Source organism: Bdellovibrio sp. HAGR004 (assembly GCF_055397015.1).
Map to the genome: position 1 here is coordinate 199904 of NZ_AP029176.1, position 20542 is coordinate 220445.

Below are 20542 nucleotides of genomic sequence, written 5' to 3' on the forward strand. Positions count from 1 at the left end.
CCCTTTATTTACGAACCAATCCGTGATCTTTCATCCACTGAACTGAATTGTGAATGGCTTCCCGTGCCGGTCTGGGTTTGAAATCCAGCTCACGTTGAGCTTTGCCAGAATCAAACCAGTGATACATCGTGGCTGTGTAGGCATTTTCACGGCTGAGCGGACCCTTCAGGCCCATCTTCTCCATGAAATCGCCAATGGCGCCGACTGTATGAAGCAGTGGGCTGGGAAGCTGATGTTGGGGCGGTTTTACTCCAGCCTCCTGGGCGATCATAGCGAAAAGGTCTTTGATGAGAATATTTTCACCCGCCAGGATATAACGTTCGCCGGTGCGCCCCTTTTTCCAAGCGCTTAAAATGCCAGCCACAACGTCTTCAGCCGCGACCACATTGACGCCGCCGGAGGTGTAGAATTTCAAACGACCCTGGGCAACCTTGATCTGCATTTTCCGACTGCCTTTTTTGGCGTCGCCGCGACCATAGATCGTGGAGGGATTCAGAATAACGGCATCAATTTCATTCTTTTTGCAGGCTTCACGCACCAAAATCTCGGCCTGATGTTTGGTCTGGAAGTACCCCAGATCCAACTCGGCAATATTGTAAGGGGACTCCTCATTAAGAATCTGATCTGGAGTGTATCCGGCTCCGATAGCGACCACCGAAGAAAGGTAAACCAAACGACGCACATGGTGCTCGCGGCAGACGGCAATCACGTTGGCGGTGCCTTCCACGTTGACCTTTTCCATCTGGGCACGCTGGGACTTTTTGTAGGCGATGACGCCCGCCAGATGAAAAACGGTATCCATGCCTTTGACGGCTTCCAGCAGAGAATGAACATCCGTTACATCTCCATGAATGTACTTGCAGTTAACACCTTCCAGCTCAGAGAGATCACTTTTGGCGCGAACCAGGGCATAGACATCATGACCTTCGGCGACCAGGGCGCGGGTGACCCAGCTTCCAAGAAATCCGTTGGCTCCGGTGACTAATACTTTTTTCATGTCGTGGCTGTTCCTTCAGAGTTAATGCGTGCAAGGATGAGTTTGCAAAGGCGCGCGAATATAAGACCAAAGATGATTCCTAAAAGGCCGCCGCAGACCACATCGGCCGGGAAGTGAACTCCATTATAAACGCGGCTGTAGGCGACCACGGTGGCCAGGGTGTACAGAGGGATGGTGGCCGGAGGGAAAATGGCCGAGGTAAAACTGGCAAAGCTATACATATTGGTCGCGTGATTGGAAACAAAGCTATAGCCACCAAAGGGCGCACGAACCTGAACCTCCAGATTCTGTGTGTTTGCCGGCCGGGGACGCTGCACAGTTTTTTTAAAGGCCCAGTTGCCAAAACCATCCGAGGCGGAAACTGAAAGGACGGCAAAGAAGAAGATAATCAAACCCCTCTTCCAACCGCGCCGCCACATAAAGATCGCCAGGATCAGGGGGACCAGAACAAATTTAAAGAAATCTGTCTTGTGAAGGTCTGTGATGAACGGGAAGAACTGATCCGCCCAAGCGGCCGTCCAGTGTGAATTCACCAATACAAAAAGGCTCTTATCGAGAGAAACAATATAGTCGAGCATCAGAGTGAATGTACCCTAATTTTTCGCCCGCAGAAAGTCTAGGTCTTCGTGAGGTCCAAGTGTCAGATGTGATCCCCTGTGGCACACTTCTGTCTATGGACAAAGCAACATGGTTAGGTCTTCTGGTTGGTTTTGGTGGGATTTTGCTTGGAAACCTTCTGGAGGGCGGGCACGTCAGTTCGCTGATGCAGCTGACAGCATTTATTATCGTCTTGGCGGGAACTGTCGGAGCTGTGATGGTTTCAAGCTCTGAGAAGGATCTGAAGACAGGTTTACAGCTGGCCAAAACAGCTTTCCGTGAAGAAGACAGTCAGATCAAAACACGTTTGAATGAAATTGTCGACTGTGCACGATTCGTTAAAAAAGAGTCTTTGCTGGCTTTGGAATCCCGTCTGAACACGATTCAAGATCCCTTGCTGAAGGGAATTCTTAGAAATGTCGTCGATGGGGTTGATGCCCAAACAATTCGCGACATTTTTGAAACCCAAATTGAAACTGAGGAAGAAGAACTTCTGGGCGGTGCCAAGATCTGGATCGATGCGGGCGGTTTTGCTCCGACAATCGGGATCATTGGGGCGGTTCTGGGGTTGATTCACGTGATGGGGAACCTGACAGACACCAGCAAGCTCGGTGCGGGGATTGCGGTGGCGTTTGTGGCCACTGTGTATGGAGTGAGTTCGGCCAATCTTTTGTTCCTTCCTTTGGGAAACAAACTAAAGCGTCGGGTGCAGGCGTTGACCCGGGAAAAAATGATGGTGCTGGAAGGCGGCCTTCTGGTTGGAAGCGGGATGAATCCTGTCGTTTTGGAACAAAAGCTGTACGCCTATCTTGAAAGCAATCAGAAGTAGGCCTGTGCGCATGGCAAAGAAACATAAAAAACATCAGGAGCATGAAAATCACGAGAGATGGCTGGTCTCTTATGCTGATTTTATCACGCTGCTATTTGCTTTCTTTGTCGTGATGTATGCCACTTCAACTTCGAACGAAGAAAAGCAAAAAGAGTTTGAAGACTCCATCAAGCTGAATCTGCATTTGGTGGGTCGGGGTGGATCAGATGGTGATTCGTCTGACAGTATCGGTGCCCTGATGGCCGAACTGGAAATGCCCGTCGGGAACTTCCCCAAAAAAGGGGGGCCTCGCGAGACAGAGGACTATGTGGAAAGATCTCTGGAAAAGTCCATGGATAAAGAGCAGAAAAAGAAAGCCATCCAGGACGTCTATCACGATGCGGTGGGGGTGCGGATCGCGCTGGCGGCTTCCACGTTCTTTCCTGAAGGATCTGCAAAGTTGAAAATGTCATCTTTGGAATCTCTGGACAAGGTGGCAGATGTTCTGAAGACCAATCAAAAGCGCATCATTGTGGAAGGTCATACAGATGATATTCCAATAGCGGACAACAGCTTTCCATCGAACTGGGAACTGGCTGGGGGAAGGGCTTCTGCCGTGGTTCGCTATCTTGTGAAGTATCACAAGATGGACCCCAAGCGCTTTGTGGCATTATCTTACGGAGATCAAAAACCTGTGGTCCCCAACGATACGGATGAACACCGCGCCATGAATCGTCGTATCGAAATATTCATCGTTACCGACAGCTCCAAACTGGATATCTGATGCCCATAAAATAAAAAAAGCCAAGGGCACGAACTTGGCTTTTCGGAGAAAGTAATTCTTTTTCTAAACTACACGCACTCTTTAAGTTTGCGAACCAACTCAAGAGCCTTGGCTTTATCCACGCCCTTAACTTCCATGATAGCCTGAACGAAAGCTTCTTCAGAAGTGCCTTTTTGAGCGGATTCAACAATCTCGTCATGACGTTTCAGGATCTGAGTGTAAGAGTCTCTTTCTGCTTTCGAGAAGCGAGTCAGGATAGAATCCGTCAAAGTTTCCATGCGGGTTAATGCGGCTGTGGTTTCAGTCAGTTCCGCAGTGGAAAGCTCTTTTGCGGATCTGCGAGCCCCCGTCAAGTGAGAGTTCGACATGAAGGTGGCAGAAGCTGTCGCAGCCGCGTCGATAGACTGACCTTCAGCGGAGTCTCTTTTGCTAATTTCAGCCGCCATCTTTTTAGCAGCCACGATTGTTGCTAGATTGTCCAGGCGCTGAGCGGATTTCGCTGGATCAGCTTTGAGAGCCATCGCCAGGCTTGTGTTTTTACCTGCGGAAAGATTCAGTTCATTAATGATGCTGTCTTGAGCAGACTTGAGCTTTTGTGCATCCAAACCCTTGGAGGTTCGGGATTTTCCGAAAGCCGCCTCTTTCACCTGTTTTGCGTATTCCACCAACACCTCACGTGGGGCTTTTGCCGCAGGTGCCGCGTGGGCGAAAGAAACAGACATGCTTGTAACCAAGACTGCCATTCCGATGATAAATGCCTTTTTCATGCTCTCTCTCCTGTGTTTACACACTATACAGGCGGCTCCGTTTTTGGGTTCTCTCTGCCCTCGGATGCAACCTATTTAATTTAATTGTTTCAACTACCTATAATTCAAAGGCCGTACCAGTTAGGGTGCAGCCGGTAAAGCCATGCCTCTCAGTTGAGAGATCTTGGCCTGAACCTCGTTATTAAACTTCTGCTGTTCCATATTGAGACGCTTGATGTTGCGGATTTTATCCCAGCTCACGGCATTGGCCATGGATCCGTACATCATCACTTCAGAAGCCAAAGACTGAAGATGCTCCAAGGCCTGAACCGCAACGTCGCGCTGTTGTTTGTTCAGTTGAACTGCGGCTCCACCTTCTGCATCACCAACTCCCAACAATGTTGCCACAGAGGCCAGCGCCGTTTGGATGTTAGCCACTTGTTCTTCCAGCTGATAGTTCTCAAGAGGCGATTGAACCACTTCGCGGCCGTCGATTTTTTTGATCTCGATCTTTTTCAACAGGTTGTTCAGCACGATGAACTGGGTTTCTACTGCACGCAGCGCCGGGTGAGTGGGAGTTGTCGTGATCAGAGACTCAAAATCAAGACTGAACTTTGCCGATGGTTGCAGCAGTTCCTGCAGCAACGCCAGATAGGTTCTTTCTTCCTGGAAAACGGCATTCATAATTCCGTTAGAGATCGGACCACGGTTGAAGCTGCTGCGTTTTAAGTTGAAGATCTTGCGCACCATCTTGATCACGATTTCATCATAGCTTTTTGCAAACTCATTAAATGCGGCTTGCATTTGTGATTCTGTTGTTTTGTTCCACCACTGAGGGAAGTTGGTTTCAGACGGTGTTCCCACAACATTGGGACGAGCTTCCTGCACCAAATACTCGACGAAGCCTTTGTATTGCTTCCCGCTGTCCGCGCGAACTGGGTGACCATAGATACGAGCCGCCGTCGTGCCTTGGGTGATACCGAAGCACTCGTCGAATTCGTCGTTGGTATCGGCCAAGCGTGGAGGCAGAAAGACAGAAGGGAAGCCCGTGTGCGCACCGGCGATACGAGGGGTTTTAATGACTTTTTCTCCCATTTCAGCATCCGGCCCGCAGACCATCTGCATGACCAGGAAGTCGGTGATTTTCGGAGTGGCGAAGATCCCCACACGTCGATAGTAGTTTGTGCCTTTCAGGCTTTCACCTTCACTGGAGCGCTCAAAGGCCAAGCCAAAGCCACGTCCTTTTTCAAGAATAGGTTCCGGCGCACCCATCAGGCTGCGGATTTCAGCCAGCAGGTGATAGTATCCATAGGGACTGGCAGTGCTCATCGCAGGCACGCGCATTTCATCATTGAGGGTCTTCAGGGCTTTGCCGATGGTGTCGCGATCGCCAGAGGCCAGACCCGCGATGATATCATTCACGGTTTTCTTCTGGCGTGCAGGGAAGTATTTAAGTTTGTCGGCTTTGACCAGAGCTTCCGCCTTGATCGCAGCTTCGGCCACAGTGTCCATCTGCATGCCTTCCACAAACTTAGGATGCGTCAGGTATAAATCCTCACGGCCTTCAGCCATATCAAGCGGAGTCACTCCGTTCAGGGGTGTATCCATCAGCAGGGGTTTGACTGCTGACTGGTTGAATCGAGCATTGCGAATCTCATTAACAAAAGCACTATAGAAGGAATAGCTGCTGTTAAACATGCTCGTCATCTGTTTCAAAGCTTCGGACCAGTTGTGGTGTGCTTCGTAAACTTCAGACATATTGATCATGCGCCAGTCCATCATCTTTTGATGGAAGTGCTTCATGCCTTTGGTCAAATCTTCACTGGAGCTGTTCCATTTGGCGGCTTTCAAGGTGTTAACTTGAGTGACCATGTCTTTGTTCATGTCGTGGAAGTCAGCACCGTCAAAGATATTCTTCCAAGCGAAGGTGACATGACGGTTGAACCACATGTCCAAGGCAACGAAAGCTGAAATTTGCAGGCCCTTTACCAGAAGTAGGCGAAGACCCTTCACCTGCATAGAGCCTGGAGCCAGCCAAAGCGCGATATCCACACCCGTCACACGCAGAACAACTTTTGTCAGAAGAGCCTGACCCAAGGCCGCGACGCCCGAGGAAATCAGCATGGAGGCGATGCCCGGCGCGTATTCCCAGATCTTCTTTTTTACCACCAGATACTCGTAAGCCTTGCCGCATGGATCAGCGTCTATATTGGCTTTTTCGGCATCACTGATTTTTCCACCCATCATGGATTTGGCGCAGGCTTTAACATTGGGATCAGCAATCACAGACGACAGATAGGTCTGAAGGAACGCACCCACGGTCATCCCCAGGTACGGAATCATATGATGGAACTTTGGATTTTTGATGTACATGGACAGCAAGTTTGAAGTCAGACCTTGGGAATACATGAAGACAAAAAAGCCAAACACACCCATTGGAGACAGCTGATGCTGAATGTGCTGCTGCATGGCCACAGGATTTTGCGAGTAGTTTGTGATCAGTTGACCGGCCACCACCGCACCCATAGCCATAAAGAACATCGCAGACTCAGTCGGAAGATTCCTGACCGTGTGGGACAAGGAAGCTTTAGAGGCATTTTTGATGCGAACCATTTCATCCATCATCATCTTATTCATGGATTTCGGAGAGAATTTACGCAGATGAGTTTCCTCGCCAAAAGGAATTTCCATCGCCAGTTTTTTGGTGTTTTTGTCATAGACCTGGGCTTTTTTGGATTCTTTGTCTACGTGAAGCGTGTAACCCATGGGCTCAAGGAAGTCGCGATACTGTGACAGTTGTGCTTTTTCTTTTTCTGACCAGTCAACGGCGTGTGCCACAGGTGCCAGCACCATGTTGATCGTAGCAATTGCGGTCAGGATTTTAGAAAACCACTTCATAGCGTCTCCTTGAGGTGAAAAGGCCTCAAGATCCTAGGAAGCAAGCTTTGGACCCTTCTATATCAATTAAATGGCATGCTGCTTGTATCAAAGCGCGACGAGGTCGTATCTGGGCACCGCTCTGTCTAAAAGATGACAGAGGCCTTGACCAGAGGAACCCGGTTGTAAAGCTCTGTCTCAAAACGATACTCAAGACTGCGACCGCCCCAGGACACTCCGGCCGAGCCCACACCGAGTCCCTCGCCAGTGCGGGTGTTCTGTAAAATTCGCGCGGAAATCACGGAGCGAAGTCCGCTGTTCCACTTGCTCATGAACAGAGCTTCAACACCCACAAGCGGATGGGGGATACTGCCAAGATGGAAGTTGTCATTCACCAGAAGCAGACTGGCGCGCGAGAAGTTTTTCAATGGAAGATCCAGTGAATATCCCACAGCCCAGCGCAGATAAGGATCCAGCTTGGGTTGGGTTCCCAGATCCAAGCGCCAGGTCCAAGGGGATTCAAACTCAGTGACGGGGGGTGAGTTAAAGATTTTAAGCAAGGTCAACTGATCCAGATCCAATCGTTCTGCTGCAGTTTCATAGCGAAACTCGACGCCCAGGACTTCCAAATGTGAAAACGGCGATAGCCCGCTGTCGTCAGACAGAAGGTCATGAAAGGCCCGACGATATTTAAAAGAGACAAAATTTTTTTCATCCAGGCTGCCCACGGAAAGATAGTAGGCTTGCGAATCAGGACTTAACAAAGGGGACTTCGGGGTTCCCAGCACCACGGGTTCGGTGACGTTGCCAAGTTTTGCCCGTTGCACCGAGAGCTGATACTTAAGATCCTTGTATTCCTTTTGATCACGGTATTCTTTAACCGCCAAATAGCTGAGCGTTGCTTCCAGAGCCGAGGCTTGTGGTGCCGAGGGCAGCTTTTGCAGCTCCCTGCTGTGTCCCGCGTGTACGAGATCACGAACAACTTGCTTTTCAGCGGCATTCAGATTTCTGTAGTGGGCCTGCCAGTAGGCCTGCAATGAAGGTCGGGCGCGTTCGCCCTCCAAGAGCCACTGATCACGCAGCACTTTCAGGGTGTCCAGAGGAATGGTGGCATCCCGAAACGAAGATGTGAGATCCCGCTCGGGCACAGCGACCTCAATAAGCTCCAGAATCTGCTGAGAGCAGTTGTCGGTCAAAAAATAATAGGGCGAATAGCTTCCTTCCAGTTCCAGAAGATGATCGATCAAAAAGTCGACCTGGGCGGGAGTGAGCTTAAGCTTATATTCCCAAAGACTGCGGCCTTCCAGATTCGTGTATTCCCGGATTTTTTGATAGTACGGCAGCATGGAGTAAGCACCCGGATAAAATCCAAAAAGACCCTTGAGAGCGAACAAAGCGCCATTGTCTTGGCCGGTCAGGGCGGCATAGTTGATTCCATAGTCCAATAACTCACGCTCTTTGGTGTTTTTGGGATTGTGAGCCCGTAAAAAAGTATGTCCGAAGCTGGAGCCGGCACTGGTGAGATCGCTGGAGGCAAAGACAATATACAGCTCTTCGGCATTCAGAATCTTTTTCCACTCAGATTGTTCATGGCAGGCAAGAATGTCGTCGCTGGCAATATTCAATCTGCTTTTCAACCAAAGAGTGCGAGCCCGATATCGGCACTGTGGATGTTTGGCAGAGTTTGAAGGGCTGAAAAGAACTTTCAGAGTTTGCAGCAGTTCGTCCTTGGGATCTTGCGAGCCCCGGGATGAAAGGAAAAAGTCGCCCTCAATGGCAGACTGATAACGTCCCCAGGATTTGCGATAGTGTCCCAGGCGAAGCCATTGAGGATCCTCCCAGATTTGGAGTGACCGGGCTTGTTGGATATAGGATTCAGTGCGCTCGGCAGAAAAGCCCCACGTTGTCAGTGGGGCCGCAAGCAAAAGGACAATTAGGAACCATGGCACAGCTGAACAAGTTCCTTCTGGCCGGAAAGTTCGCTATTCAGGTTCTGAACCATATCAGCTGCCGAGGTGTTTGCCGTCGGAAGGATGCGGGAATAAGAGGACTGAGCGAAAGTGCTGAATGCTTTCTGGGAAGCCTCATTCTGGCAACCCTTCATTTGTGCCAAAGTCGCCAGTTTTTCGCCGTGACCTTGTGCCATCTCACGGGAAAGTTCTTCTTGATTCACTTCCACGAAGTATTGCACTTCTTTGTCGGCCATAACCAAGCCGCGGGAAGAGCATCCGGAAGTTCCGGAAGTGATGCCCAGGGGCTGAGTGAATAGGAATGAGTTCGTGGTCATTGCCAAAAGCTGCAGACCTTTGGAGTTTTTCTGAATGATCATGCTGCCAAGACCGCAACCGGCATCACCTGCTGCGAAAGCTTGGGAACCAGCGAGCACAAGAAGAGAAACGATAATTTTTTTCATGAAGCCTCCCGTTGTTTTTATTAAATCGTTGCCTATTTATAGAAGAACATCAAAGCTTTTACCTGAGTGCACACAATCATGGACCTACGTCGTTAAGGGGAATTGTATGGCGACTATCGAAGTTACTAAATCCAATATTCAGGAAATTGTTGAAAATAATAATATGATCGTTCTGGATTTCTGGGCGGCATGGTGTGGGCCTTGCCGTCGATTTGCGCCGATCTTTGAATCTGTTGCAGCCAAGCATCCGGATGTGATTTTTGGCAAGATCGACACAGAAGCCGAAGTGGAGCTGGCTGATAAGTTTCAGATTAAATCTATCCCAACGCTGATGGTGATCAAGGAAAGTGACATCATCTTCAGTCAGCCGGGTGCCCTTCCTGAAGAGATCTTTGAGCAGATTATTGTCAAAGCCAAAGAAATCGATATGGAAGAAGTCCGCAAGGAAAACTCCTAATAGATTCGGCGGGGTGACCCTTTATAGGGGGCAACCCGTTTTTTGGTAGTGCATCCGCAATCAGAATGCGGTAGAGGAGGGCCATGATGAAATACATAGTTCTTTCTTTAGCGCTGCTTTTTTCTTTCAATGCCCAGGCGGTTTCCTGGAGGATCTTCGGGGCTTGTGACAATAAGCCGGTCTATGAAGGGGTCTACGAAGCGGATCTGCAGAAGTCCGTGGGCGCTGTCAGTCTTGAAATCTTTAATGCCAATAAGATCCCCTATGTGGGTTCCGAAGAAGGTTTGAATTCGATCCTGAATAGCCCCATCGGATTAGACAGCATCGAGGTCGTTTCTGATACAGAGATGCGTGTTTACGGCTGGTGTTATCTTGTTAACGGTAAACAACCGATGGAAATGCCTCATCAAGTTCATTTCAAGAATCAGAGTGACAAGCTGACTTGGTTCTATGCGTATTCCACAAATAAGAACAACCAGTGGGAGGACTATTGCTCCCCGGCTTACTGGATCCAGGCGGAACAATTCTGCGGGAAGAAACCTTAGAACTTTAAGCTATCTTTGAAACTCAACAGTTAACATAAAAAAAAGCCCGGTGTTTCCACCGGGCTTTTTAGTTTTAACTTATTTAATTCAGATTACTTCTGGATTGTCACAGTTTTGATAACAATCGGTTCAGCCGGACGATCCATAGCTCCTGTTTTGGAGTTTTCGATGGATTTTACAACGTCCATACCTTCAACAACTTCACCGAATACAGTGTGACGGCCATCCAACCAAGGAGTTGGAACAGTTGTTACGAAGAACTGGGAACCATTTGTGTTAGGACCCGCGTTCGCCATGGAAAGGATGCCTGGTTTGTCGTGCTTTGGAGCGCCAGCCGGGAACTCATCTTCAAAGCGGTAGCCTGGGCCACCAGTACCAGTTCCAAGTGGGCAACCACCTTGAATCATGAAATCTTTGATCACACGGTGGAAAGTAAGACCATTATAGAAAGGTTTTTTTACTTTTTCGCCAGTTTTAGGATCAGTCCACTCTTTAGTGCCTTCAGCCAAACCTACGAAGTTTTCAACGGTCTTAGGAGCTTTGTCGTTAAATAGTTTAACTTTGAAAGTTCCTTTATTTGTTTCAAATACTGCGATCATGTCTTTTCCCTTCTTCGTAGTCTTTGCCTTGGAATCGGTCTTGGCATCTGCACGGAAGCTAAAAGCTGCCAGCAAGAATGCAAAAAGGTAGATCCAAAATACCTTTTTAACATCGATATTCTTCGACATTATTGTCTCCTGACTTTTGTCCAACTCCTTCACTATTAGTGAGGCAGCCTGCGAGGGTCAAGTTCCTTCAAAATGGCGATATTCTGCGAAAGAAGGCTTTGGGCCTCTTTGAAAAGTTCGGACGGACTCGTATGAAGCGCCAAGGCAAGCGCATGAAAGGACTCATGATTTAGCTTCAGTTCAGAAAGTGACTCTGACGCAACCAGCTGAAGCATCTGTTCAATCTGCCGCATCCGGTCATAATTTCTACTCAGAAGGCTGCCCCGAGGGCCCATCGCTAACAAGAAGTGCTCGGTCGCTGTGGCCGCAGGAGTTTGTTTCTTTTGCAGAAGGAAAGTCTGGGCCGCCAGTTCCAGATCAACCAATCCTCCTTCACTGTATTTCAAGCTGAGGTCTGATCCGGTTGAGATCAACTGCTGTCGAATGCGATCAAGCTCAAGAAGTTCGTCAGAGGAAAGGCCGCGCTGAACAAAGTCCTTTGTCATCGGGGAGTTGTCATCAACCCAACGCGCTTTCAAGTAAGCCTGTCTTTCCCAGGCGGCGGCTTCGGATTGCAGGTAAGTGCGCAGATCATCTTCGTGAATGATCAAGGGGCCTGCTTTGCCTGAGGGGCGCAGACGCATATCAATGGAGTAGATATTCCCACCGCGATGACTTTCTGTCAGACGGGTGATGAATCGCTTGGCCAGCTTGAAGTCCGCCTCCCCAGGCTGATGGTTGAGAACGAAAATAAAATCCAGATCGCTGCGAAAACCCAGTTCGCGGCCACCCCATTTGCCCAAAGCCAGAACACGAAGATCCGAAGGAAAGTCTTTCTTCAAAGCGGTCAGCAGTGTGTTGACAATGGAATCCGCCGTGGAGGTCAGGTTCTGAGTCAGTTGCGCCAGATTCTTTTCACGCAGGTATTCACTACCATTGATGACTTCCGACAGAAGCTTCTTTTCCGCCAGTTCCTCCAGCAAAGAACCCAGATCATCCGAGGGAGTGTTCTGTGAGCGATAGACAAAACTGTCCAGCAACTCGGGCCGGTTGCACAAAATTCGTGAAAGATACGGAGAGTGTCCAAACAGCCACGCCAGCTCCTGCAGCAGATTTTTTTCCCGCAGCAGCAGACTGAAGAAGCTGGCTTTGGCGCGAGTGCCCCGGATGAAGTCTTTTAAAAGTAAAAGACCACGGCGCAAGTCACCCTTTTGTTCTTTCAATGTATCAAAGAAGGCAGCAAGAAAGGCCTTACGTGACAGCTCATCACGTCCCTTGTTGCGGGACAAAACCTCCTGATCCAAAATCTCAGTCCAAAGTTCTTTCAGATCCTCATCGGGAAGGCCTGCCCCCTTCAGCTCGTCTTCCAGAGAGCTTTCGCGCGGGGCCTCACCCAGAAGGCTCTTCACGATGGAATCACAACGAAGCATATCAAAGCGCAAGGTTGCTAAAGCCGTTTGGATAAACTGGGGATGGCTGTCGTCGGTTCTGAGCAAATGAGTCTGTTCATCGTTCTGGGCCTGAACATAGTTTTCCAGACGGCGCAAATTCCAATAATGACTGCGCAAGAACTGAGACTCTTCCTTTGGCAAAAGCTCTTTCATCTCCAGCAGCAACAGAGCCTCGGTTGTCCCGCGGACCTGCAAACTGGTGTCCCGACCGCCGTGGATGACCTGCAGGGCGTGGGTGAAAAGTTCCACATCGCGAATACCTCCGACACCCAACTTCAGGTCGATAACATCGTGCTGCGATCGGCCCCAGTAGTGACCCTGAATTTTTGAACGTAAAGTCTTCAGATCTTCCAATAGGGTGAAATCCAGATGTTTGCGGAAGGAGAATTTATGAGCGAAATTGAGCACATCCTGCTGCAAGGATTCATCGCCGGCCAGAGCCCGCAGGCGGACAAAGGCCAGTCGTTCCCAGGTTTCGCCATAGTTTCCGTAGTAGTCTTTGAATTGATCCAGAGTTGGAATCAGAGGGCCTTGTTTGCCACCGGGGCGAAGATCAAAATCCACGCGAAAAACAAAACCCAGCGCCGTTCTTTCTGAAAGAATTTTTTGAAAGCGGCGAAGGCCGGGCAGGGCGTTGACGGAGTCATCCTGGCTGACGATCAGAAGATCCACATCCGAACTCAGATTCAGTTCAGAAGAACCCAGTTTTCCCAGGACGAACAAAGCAACTTTTTGATCCTGAAAACAAGTCGAAAAGGCTTGGCGAAGAAGAAGGTCTGAGGCTTCGCTCCACTGATGGCAGATTTGATCGGGTGGAAGAGAGTCCTCTTTGGCGGCCAGAGCGCACCGAGACCAGATCTCGTTGCGCTCCTGTCTTAGCTGATCTTCAAGGGATGTGTTAGTCAATGTTACGTGACCACTTCGGTTTGAAGTAGTTGTAATTGTCGTTGGTCACGCGGCGTTCTTCCGTACCGTCCACAGTCGAGATATAAATCTGATTCTTGCCGGTGCGGTTGGAAGTGTACATCACAAAACGGCCATCTGGAGAGAACGAAGGGTCCTCGTTGCTGGCCATCTTGCCGTTGGCTTTTTTTGCGGAAGTCAGGCGAATCATCCCGGTGCCGTCGGCATTCATTACGAAGATATCGAAGTTGTTATCGCTTTGACCGGCAAAGGCGATCTTCTTTCCATCAGGAGACCATGACGGAGAAGAATTAAACACGCCTGCAAAGGTGATACGTTTCAGACCCGAACCGTCGGCATTGGCCGTGTAAATCATTGGACGGCCAGCGCGGTCCGAAGAAAACGCCAATTGGCCGGAATTAGAAACATTCGGCTCTACATTCAGGGCACCGGAAGGACCGTTGGTGATCTTGCCAACCAGGGTTCCATCCAGAGTCATTTTATAGATGTCAGGATTTGTGCCTTGGGAAATTGTCAGATAGATATTGCGACCATCCGGAGAGAAGGACGCCCCGGAGTTGATGCCCTGACGGTAGGAGATCAAAGATCTTTTACCTGTCGTCAGATCCAGCAACAGCATGTCGGCGTTTCTGAATTTAGCGCCAACACGTTTTACGTAAGAGGTGTAAGCAATCTTCTTACCATCCGGTGACCAGGCTGGAGAAATCGAAATACTGCGGTGACGGGAAACCTGTTCGGCATTGGCGCCGTCCCAGTCCATCACAAAGATCTCTTTGCTCTGACCGCCAGCACGGTCGCTGGAAACAACCACGCGGGACAGGAATGGCCCTTCTTCGCCGGTCAGGGCTTTTAGAACATCGTTAGAGAACGTGTGAGCAATACGACGGGCGCTGGAAACGGGGCCTTTATATTTTTTCCCTAAAACCAGAGCAGCGCGAGGGACATGGTACGTGTAGGTTTCTAAAGTCACTTCGTTGCCGACAACGGAATAGCCTGCGCGAATCAGGAAATCGGCACCGATGGAGGACCAGCTTTGAAATTTAAATCCATTTGGCAGGCCCGGAGCCGGCATCAATCCCGTCTTGGCCGTGTCCTCAAGAAACGCACTTTGATTGATGAACTGGAAGTAAGAGGAAACACTCAAGTCATTGGTGATCGTGTTGAAGATCTCAATGCCCACGCCTTGATTGCGGGAAGCCGTCGATGGGGATCCGGAGTATTGCAGTGGCGGAAAAGCCATCAGACTTTTTTTTGTGCGCGCTTCACCCAGTTTAATATAGATGCCGTTGGATTGCGCATGAGAGATAAGGGGTGACAGGCCTAAAACCAGAATCAAGGCCAAAATCTGCTTCATCATGATGTCCTCCTAGTTATTCCGGGAATCCAATCAGGATTCCATCCACAGAGAATACGGCGATCAGCTTTTCCGGTGGAGCCGGGAAAGGCGCCGAACGATCAATGGTTGCTAACACTTCTTCATCGTAGCTGGGATTGCCACTGGATTTAACAATTTTTCTGCCCAAAATATTACCACGCGAATCAATAAACAGACGCACCTGGGCCTTGTAGTCCTTCTTGGACAGCCACTCTGGGATTGTCCAGTTCTTTTTGATGTGACGATCCAAATCAGAAATATAGCTGTCGTTCTGAAGCTTCGCGATTCCCGTCAGCGAGCTGCCAGGTGACACGACATTGCCCTTGATCGGCGCACTGCCGGTGTCGGCTTTTCCAGTTCCGGTATTGGCGGCGACCTTCTTCTTTTCCTCTGCCACGTCTTCCTTGATCTTTTCAAGGGCAGCCATGGCTTTGAGTTTTTCCAGGGCATTTTGCTGTTTGGCCTTCACCTTTTCCAGATTGATACCTTCTTCTTTGGCCTTGGCCGGGGGAAGCTTCACGGGCTCTGGTTTTGGTTCAGGTTTCTTTTCGGCCACTTTTTCAGGTGGCTTTTCTGCGGGTTTATCCTTGGCCGGTTCTTTATCAGGAAGAGCCGGCTTGGGATTTTCCTTGGCGGGAGCTGCCAGATCCTTCGGAGGTGTCTTGTCAGGAAGGCCCACCATATCCACACGCACAGCCTGAGTGAAATCAATGGTTTCGGGCGTAAAGAACACGGTCTTCAGGGTGAAGATGGAAATAACAAGCGCATGCAGGGCAAAGGAGATCCCTATGCCGCGGGTCACTTGTTCGTCGTTTTTCTGCTGTTCGTGTTCTTCTATGTAGTTCACTGGTCTTTTGGTTGTGTGATCAAGCCAATGTTAAAGATCCCGGCGGCACGCACTTCGGCCATGGCTTCCGCGACGAAGCCATAATCCACTTTGCGGTCTGCCTGGATGTACACCTGTTTATTCTTTTTATGTTCGAAGATCGCTTTTAGTTTCGGACGAAGTTCATTCATGGCGATCTTTTGTTTGGCGATGGTCATTTTCTGGTCAGAATTGATCACCAAAACAAAAGGCTCTTCATTCACTTCAACACCGGACGAGGAGGTCTTGGGCAGATCCACCTCGATCCCTTGTTGCATTAAAGGAGTCGTTACCATGAACATGATCAGCAAAACCAGCATCACGTCCACAAGGGGCGTGATATTGATTTCACTTAATGTCGCCCGGCTTTTTCCGCCGCCGCCACTCATTCCCATGATCTAGTTCCCTTGAAAGAAGTTACGCTTCACAATGTTCAGGAAGTCGGCGCTGAAGTTGTTCAGGGCGATCTCCTGCTTGCGGATTTTAGAAATAAAGTTGTTATAAAGAACAACCGCTGGAATCGCTGTTGCCAAGCCAATTGCAGTCGCAATCAGGGCTTCAGAAATCCCCGGTGCCACAACGGCCAAGCTGGCAGTTCCGGTCTGACCGATCTTGTGGAAGGAACCCATGATTCCCCAAACAGTTCCAAACAGTCCGATGAAAGGACCGGTGGAGCCCGTGGTCGCCAGAACTGTCAGACGGGATTCCAGTTTGGAGACTTCACTTTCTGTGGCTTTGTTCAAAACGCGCTCAAGGTTGTCGATGCCCGACAGAATCGGCTTATCCCCTTCGGTTTTGGAAAGCAGGGGGGATTCAGAGATCTTTTTCATCTCCAGATAAGCGGCTTTAAACACGCGAGCGATGGAAGAATCTTTATATTGATCGATGTCTTCAAAAAGAGTGTCCAATGAATTCACTTTCCAGAACTTGCTCATGAAAAGCTCATCAGACTGTTTCATGTTTTTGAATGTCATGAATTTGGAATAGCCAATTGCCCAGCAGAAGATGGACATCACGATCAACATCAAAAGAGTCAGTTGAACGACGGGGCTGGCTTGCGCAATTGCATCGATGGAGCTGGTGTTCACCGAAACAGAGGGTGCGGCTTGAGCCACGTTGATGAAATTAAATGCGGACATATCTAGACCTCCGGCTGAAAGCTTTTCAAACAGTCAGCTAAAAAGATATGCCCAAATGCAATTGGGATCAACCTATTGAACAGGACCTTGGTTGAGAAGCTGGAGCAATTCTGGAAGATTCACTGTGATCAGGCCATCTGCCTTGTGGCGACTCGCCTCAGCAAATTGTTCGGTAGTTTCGATGGGACCCAGGAAGATTCTTTTGTTGCGACGGCGCATCTCTGTGATGATGTCGTCGTTGAAGGCCGGTCTTTTCATCAGCGTGAACGGGGCAACGAAAACGTCTCCTTTAAACTGCGTGGATGACAAAATATAAAGAGAATCAAAAGTGAGCATTCTCATAATATCCGGTGTGCTGGTTCCGTACACCCACTCTGGCTTCAACTCTTTTACAGATGTCATGACGACCAGGGCATCGCTTTGAATCATGGTGCGTGATTTCGCAGACAGACCGTCGATCGCCTCCACCACGGCGGAATGCACGTCATGCACGTTATCCACAATGTTCAACACAAAACGTGTTTGCGGGAACTGCTCATAGTACTCTTTCAGCGCCGGTGTTGTTTTGTAAAATTCGTTGATCTGCTCCCACGGGTACTCTGACAACTTGCTGCCGATCATGATGGGCGTGGAGGGGTTGGCTTTTTGTTCCGCCTCTTTCATTTTCAGGAATTCAGCATCCCGGGAAGGGGGCAAAATGAAAGGCACTTTGTCGCGGGAAAGACGAACGTCAGCCCAGATCGCCACGTCTGATTTCAGCTTAATTGCCTCTTGAACCTTATCCAAGGTGTCGGCTTTAACGATCACAATGGGAGCGGGGCCAGAAAAGAAGGCGTGTTCATAGACGGGATAGTTCTGAGCATCGCCCCAAATACGGGCCATCAGAAGAAGAACACCAAGGACTAGAAAGCTGCAGACGGTAATGAAAAGGATTCTCATAGGACCTTCGTATAGCACCCTAAGATTTTGAAATCAGCACATTTTTTCAAAACCGAAGGAAAGAATCCTGTCACGATCTTAAATACGCTAAAATTAGGCGTATTTCGCCTTGTTTTTCAATTGGCTTTCTATTAGATAGAAGGCCATACAGTGTCCGCAGAAGGAACCTTTTTATGAATAAAATCAACCGCAAGCTTGAATACGCTTTGATGGCTTTAAAGTATATGAGCCAAAAAATGCCCGGCGAGCTAACAACGGCCAAGGAAGTGTCTGACGCATTTCATACCCCGTTTGATGCGACAGCTCGTGTGATGCAGCAAATGGCCCAGAAGGGCGGAATTTTGCGCGCCGAATACGGAGCCAACGGCGGCTATCAGATCACCAAGGATCTGGCGAAAGTTTCCATCCATGACCTAGTGGAAGTCATTGAAGGTCCGACGGCCTTGGTGAAGTGCCTGCACAAGGAAGCTCCTTGTGAGATTCAAGGAACCTGCAACATTGTATCCCCGATCACAGATTTAAATCACAGACTTACGGAATTCTACAAGAGCCTGAGCCTGAAAGAACTATTGGTAGGAAGAGTGGCTATGCCAGCAAAAAAATCCACAGAGGTGGTGGCTCATGGATAACAACAAAAATTCCAACAACCCTTTGGAAAGTTACGAATACAAATACGGTTTCACAACCGACATTGAAACAGATCAGGTCGCCCTGGGTTTGAACGAAGACATCATCCGTTTGATCTCTTCCAAAAAGAATGAACCCGAGTGGATGCTGGAATACCGCCTGAAGGCGTATCGCCACTGGCTGACAATGGTCGAACCAACCTGGGCGCATGTGTCTTATCCTCCTGTGGACTTCCAGGCGATCCGTTATTACTCCGCACCGAAGAAGGCCAAGGATGATTCAGAAAAACCAAAATCTTTGGATGATCTGGATCCGGAACTGATCAAGACTTTTGAAAAGCTGGGCATTCCTTTGACCGAGCAAAAACGTATTTCGGGCATTGCCGTGGACGTGGTTTTTGACTCTGTCTCTGTGGGGACCACTCACACCGAAGTTTTGGATAAAGCTGGTGTGATCTTCTGCTCTATCTCTGAGGCGATTCAAAAGCATCCGGAGCTGGTGAAAAAATATTTGGGCTCAGTGGTTCCTCACACGGACAACTACTATGCCGCTTTGAATGCGGCGGTCTTCACGGATGGCTCCTTCTGCTACATCCCGAAAGGGGTTCGTTGCCCGATTGATCTTTCCACTTACTTCCGCATCAACGCCAAAGACACGGGTCAGTTTGAAAGAACGCTGCTGGTTTGTGATGAAGGCGGCTATGTGAACTACCTTGAGGGCTGTACGGCGCCTCAGCGTGATGAAAACCAGCTTCATGCGGCCGTGGTGGAGCTGGTGGCGTTGGACAATGCCGAAATCAAGTACTCCACAGTGCAGAACTGGTACACGGGCGACAAAGAAGGCCGTGGTGGTATCTATAACTTTGTAACCAAACGCGGGAAAGCGTTGGGTAAGTACTCCAAGATTTCATGGACTCAGGTGGAGTCCGGTTCTGCGATCACTTGGAAGTATCCAAGCTGCATCTTGCAGGGCGAAGGCTCTGAGGGGGCTTTCTACTCTGTGGCTTTGACTCACGATATGATGCAGGCGGATACCGGAACGAAGATGATCCATATTGGTAAGAACACCAAGAGCACGATCATTTCCAAGGGTATTTCCACGGATAAATCCTCCAACGCCTATCGTGGGCAGGTGAAGATTCTTCCGTCAGCGGAAAATGCGCGCAACTATTCCCAGTGTGACTCCATGCTGGTGGGTGATCAAAGCAGTGCGCACACCTATCCGTATATTGAAGTAAAAAACAAAACAGCGACGATTGAGCACGAAGCGACGACTTCCCGAATCAGCGAAGATCAGATCTTCTATCTTCAGTCCCGCGGTCTGGACATGGAAAAGACCATTTCAATGCTGGTGAACGGCTTCTGTAAGGAAGTCTTCAAAGAGCTTCCTTTGGAATTCTCTGTCGAAGCAGTGAAATTGATTGAAATGAAACTGGAAAATTCTGTCGGCTAAGTGCGCTGAGCGCACAGAGTGCAGTCGCCCTGGGGGCGGCGAAACTGAAGTAGCAATAAAGGTAAAGAAAAATGTTAGAAATTAAAAACCTCCACGCACGAGTTGAAGAAAAAGAAATCCTGAAGGGTCTGAACCTGACTGTGAAAGCAGGTGAAGTTCACGCGATCATGGGGCCGAATGGCTCTGGTAAATCCACACTTTCCAAAGTGTTGGCGGGACACCCGGCGTATGAAGTGACCGCGGGTGAAGTGAAATATGAAGTGAACTTCCAAATGGCGAACTTGCTGGATTTGGAGCCGGATGAAAGAGCCAAAGAAGGCATCTTCCTGGCCTTCCAGTATCCGATCGAAGTTCCCGGCGTTTCCAACTTCACGTTCCTGCACACGGCGTTCAACTCTGTGTTGGCCCATCAGGGTTCTGAGCCTATGCCGGAAGGGGAGTTCCGTGAATTCCTTTACCAGAAAATGAAAATTGTCAGCATGAAGCCTGAATATCTGGATCGTCCGGTGAACACAGGTTTCTCTGGCGGTGAAAAGAAGAAGAATGAAATTTTGCAGATGGCGGTTTTGTCTCCGCGTCTGGCTTTGTTGGATGAAACAGATTCCGGTCTGGATATCGACGCCCTTCGTGTGGTTTCAGATGGCGTGAACAAGCTTCGCCGCAAAGACAACGCGATTGTCCTGGTGACTCACTATCAAAGACTTTTGGATTATATCAAGCCGGACTTCGTTCACGTTCTTGTGAACGGCAAAATCATCGAAACAGGCGACAGCTCTTTGGCTTTGAAACTGGAAGAAAAAGGTTACGACTGGTTGATCAACTAGTCGGCGGTAGGAATA

Annotated in this window: 20 protein-coding genes; 7 read left to right on the forward strand and 13 right to left on the reverse strand. The window is 49.3% G+C overall.

The features are described from left to right. Positions 1-4: 4 nt before the first annotated feature. Both ACZ5ZV_RS01105 and ACZ5ZV_RS01110 read right to left on the reverse strand, forming a co-directional pair. Positions 5-997, reverse strand: a complete 993-nt coding sequence (locus tag ACZ5ZV_RS01105) for an SDR family oxidoreductase (protein ID WP_464119440.1) — start codon at positions 995-997, stop codon at positions 5-7. Then, entirely contained in the window at positions 994-1575 is a 582-nt protein-coding gene (locus tag ACZ5ZV_RS01110) for a phosphatase PAP2 family protein (protein ID WP_464119442.1), read from the reverse strand. Before ACZ5ZV_RS01110 ends, ACZ5ZV_RS01105 begins: the two co-directional genes overlap by 4 nt. A 59-nt stretch (positions 1576-1634) precedes the next feature. Between ACZ5ZV_RS01110 and ACZ5ZV_RS01115 the strand changes: the two genes are divergently transcribed. After that, positions 1635-2423, forward strand: coding sequence for a flagellar motor protein (locus ACZ5ZV_RS01115; RefSeq protein ID WP_464119444.1), 789 nt, complete (start codon positions 1635-1637; stop codon positions 2421-2423). Positions 2424-2433: 10 nt separating this feature from the next. After that, a complete protein-coding gene (locus ACZ5ZV_RS01120) occupies positions 2434-3186 on the forward strand; it encodes an OmpA family protein (protein WP_464119446.1) in 753 nt (250 codons plus the stop codon). Positions 3187-3254: 68 nt separating this feature from the next. On the opposite strand, the gene ACZ5ZV_RS01125 is transcribed toward ACZ5ZV_RS01120, so the two are convergent. From ACZ5ZV_RS01125 to ACZ5ZV_RS01140, 4 genes are all read right to left on the reverse strand, one after another. Beyond that, positions 3255-3953: a hypothetical protein gene (locus ACZ5ZV_RS01125; RefSeq protein ID WP_464119448.1), complete on the reverse strand. Its 699-nt coding sequence runs from the start codon at positions 3951-3953 to the stop codon at positions 3255-3257. 120 nt (positions 3954-4073) lie between these two features. Continuing rightward, a complete protein-coding gene (locus ACZ5ZV_RS01130; RefSeq protein WP_464119450.1) occupies positions 4074-6830 on the reverse strand; it encodes a hypothetical protein in 2757 nt (918 codons plus the stop codon). Positions 6831-6955: 125 nt separating this feature from the next. Further along, positions 6956-8758: an Lnb N-terminal periplasmic domain-containing protein gene (locus tag ACZ5ZV_RS01135; RefSeq protein ID WP_464119452.1), complete on the reverse strand. Its 1803-nt coding sequence runs from the start codon at positions 8756-8758 to the stop codon at positions 6956-6958. Next, a complete protein-coding gene (locus ACZ5ZV_RS01140) occupies positions 8743-9222 on the reverse strand; it encodes a DUF3015 family protein (protein WP_464119454.1) in 480 nt (159 codons plus the stop codon). Before ACZ5ZV_RS01140 ends, ACZ5ZV_RS01135 begins: the two co-directional genes overlap by 16 nt. Positions 9223-9328: 106 nt before the next feature. Between ACZ5ZV_RS01140 and trxA the strand changes: the two genes are divergently transcribed. Both trxA and ACZ5ZV_RS01150 read left to right on the forward strand, forming a co-directional pair. After that, positions 9329-9679 carry a thioredoxin gene (gene trxA, locus ACZ5ZV_RS01145; protein ID WP_464119456.1) on the forward strand — a complete coding sequence of 117 codons (351 nt, stop codon included), beginning with the start codon at positions 9329-9331 and terminating at the stop codon, positions 9677-9679. Positions 9680-9762: 83 nt separating this feature from the next. Further along, entirely contained in the window at positions 9763-10224 is a 462-nt protein-coding gene (locus ACZ5ZV_RS01150) for a DUF4430 domain-containing protein (protein WP_464119458.1), read from the forward strand. Between the two features lie 92 nt (positions 10225-10316). Here the strand turns inward: ACZ5ZV_RS01150 and ACZ5ZV_RS01155 are convergent, their stop codons facing one another. The 7 genes from ACZ5ZV_RS01155 to ACZ5ZV_RS01185 form a co-directional block, all read right to left on the reverse strand. Next, positions 10317-10952 (reverse strand): peptidylprolyl isomerase, encoded by a 636-nt coding sequence (locus tag ACZ5ZV_RS01155; RefSeq protein ID WP_464119460.1) that lies wholly within the window; start codon positions 10950-10952, stop codon positions 10317-10319. Positions 10953-10987: 35 nt separating this feature from the next. Beyond that, positions 10988-13288, reverse strand: a complete 2301-nt coding sequence (locus tag ACZ5ZV_RS01160; RefSeq protein ID WP_464119462.1) for a [protein-PII] uridylyltransferase family protein — start codon at positions 13286-13288, stop codon at positions 10988-10990. Continuing rightward, positions 13281-14663 (reverse strand): translocation protein TolB, encoded by a 1383-nt coding sequence (locus ACZ5ZV_RS01165; RefSeq protein WP_464119463.1) that lies wholly within the window; start codon positions 14661-14663, stop codon positions 13281-13283. The genes ACZ5ZV_RS01160 and ACZ5ZV_RS01165 overlap by 8 nt, the downstream gene beginning before the upstream one ends. Positions 14664-14676: 13 nt before the next feature. Next, complete coding sequence (gene tolA, locus ACZ5ZV_RS01170) at positions 14677-15528, reverse strand: cell envelope integrity protein TolA (protein WP_464119465.1); 852 nt, start codon at positions 15526-15528, stop codon at positions 14677-14679. Next, positions 15525-15941 carry an ExbD/TolR family protein gene (locus ACZ5ZV_RS01175; protein WP_464119467.1) on the reverse strand — a complete coding sequence of 139 codons (417 nt, stop codon included), beginning with the start codon at positions 15939-15941 and terminating at the stop codon, positions 15525-15527. The genes tolA and ACZ5ZV_RS01175 overlap by 4 nt, the downstream gene beginning before the upstream one ends. A 3-nt stretch (positions 15942-15944) precedes the next feature. After that, the gene (gene tolQ, locus ACZ5ZV_RS01180) at positions 15945-16685 is read right to left on the reverse strand and encodes a protein TolQ (RefSeq protein WP_464119469.1); all 741 of its coding nucleotides are present in this window, start codon (positions 16683-16685) and stop codon (positions 15945-15947) included. A 72-nt stretch (positions 16686-16757) separates the two neighbouring features. Then, positions 16758-17624: a hypothetical protein gene (locus ACZ5ZV_RS01185; RefSeq protein WP_464119470.1), complete on the reverse strand. Its 867-nt coding sequence runs from the start codon at positions 17622-17624 to the stop codon at positions 16758-16760. A gap of 173 nt (positions 17625-17797) precedes the next feature. Here ACZ5ZV_RS01185 and ACZ5ZV_RS01190 point away from each other — a divergent pair, with 173 nt between their 5' ends. From ACZ5ZV_RS01190 to sufC, 3 genes are all read left to right on the forward strand, one after another. Next, a complete protein-coding gene (locus ACZ5ZV_RS01190) occupies positions 17798-18253 on the forward strand; it encodes an RrF2 family transcriptional regulator (RefSeq protein ID WP_464119472.1) in 456 nt (151 codons plus the stop codon). Continuing rightward, complete coding sequence (sufB, locus tag ACZ5ZV_RS01195) at positions 18246-19703, forward strand: Fe-S cluster assembly protein SufB (protein ID WP_464119474.1); 1458 nt, start codon at positions 18246-18248, stop codon at positions 19701-19703. Before ACZ5ZV_RS01190 ends, sufB begins: the two co-directional genes overlap by 8 nt. Positions 19704-19774: 71 nt before the next feature. After that, a complete protein-coding gene (sufC, locus tag ACZ5ZV_RS01200) occupies positions 19775-20527 on the forward strand; it encodes a Fe-S cluster assembly ATPase SufC (protein ID WP_464119476.1) in 753 nt (250 codons plus the stop codon). Positions 20528-20542 lie beyond the last annotated feature (15 nt).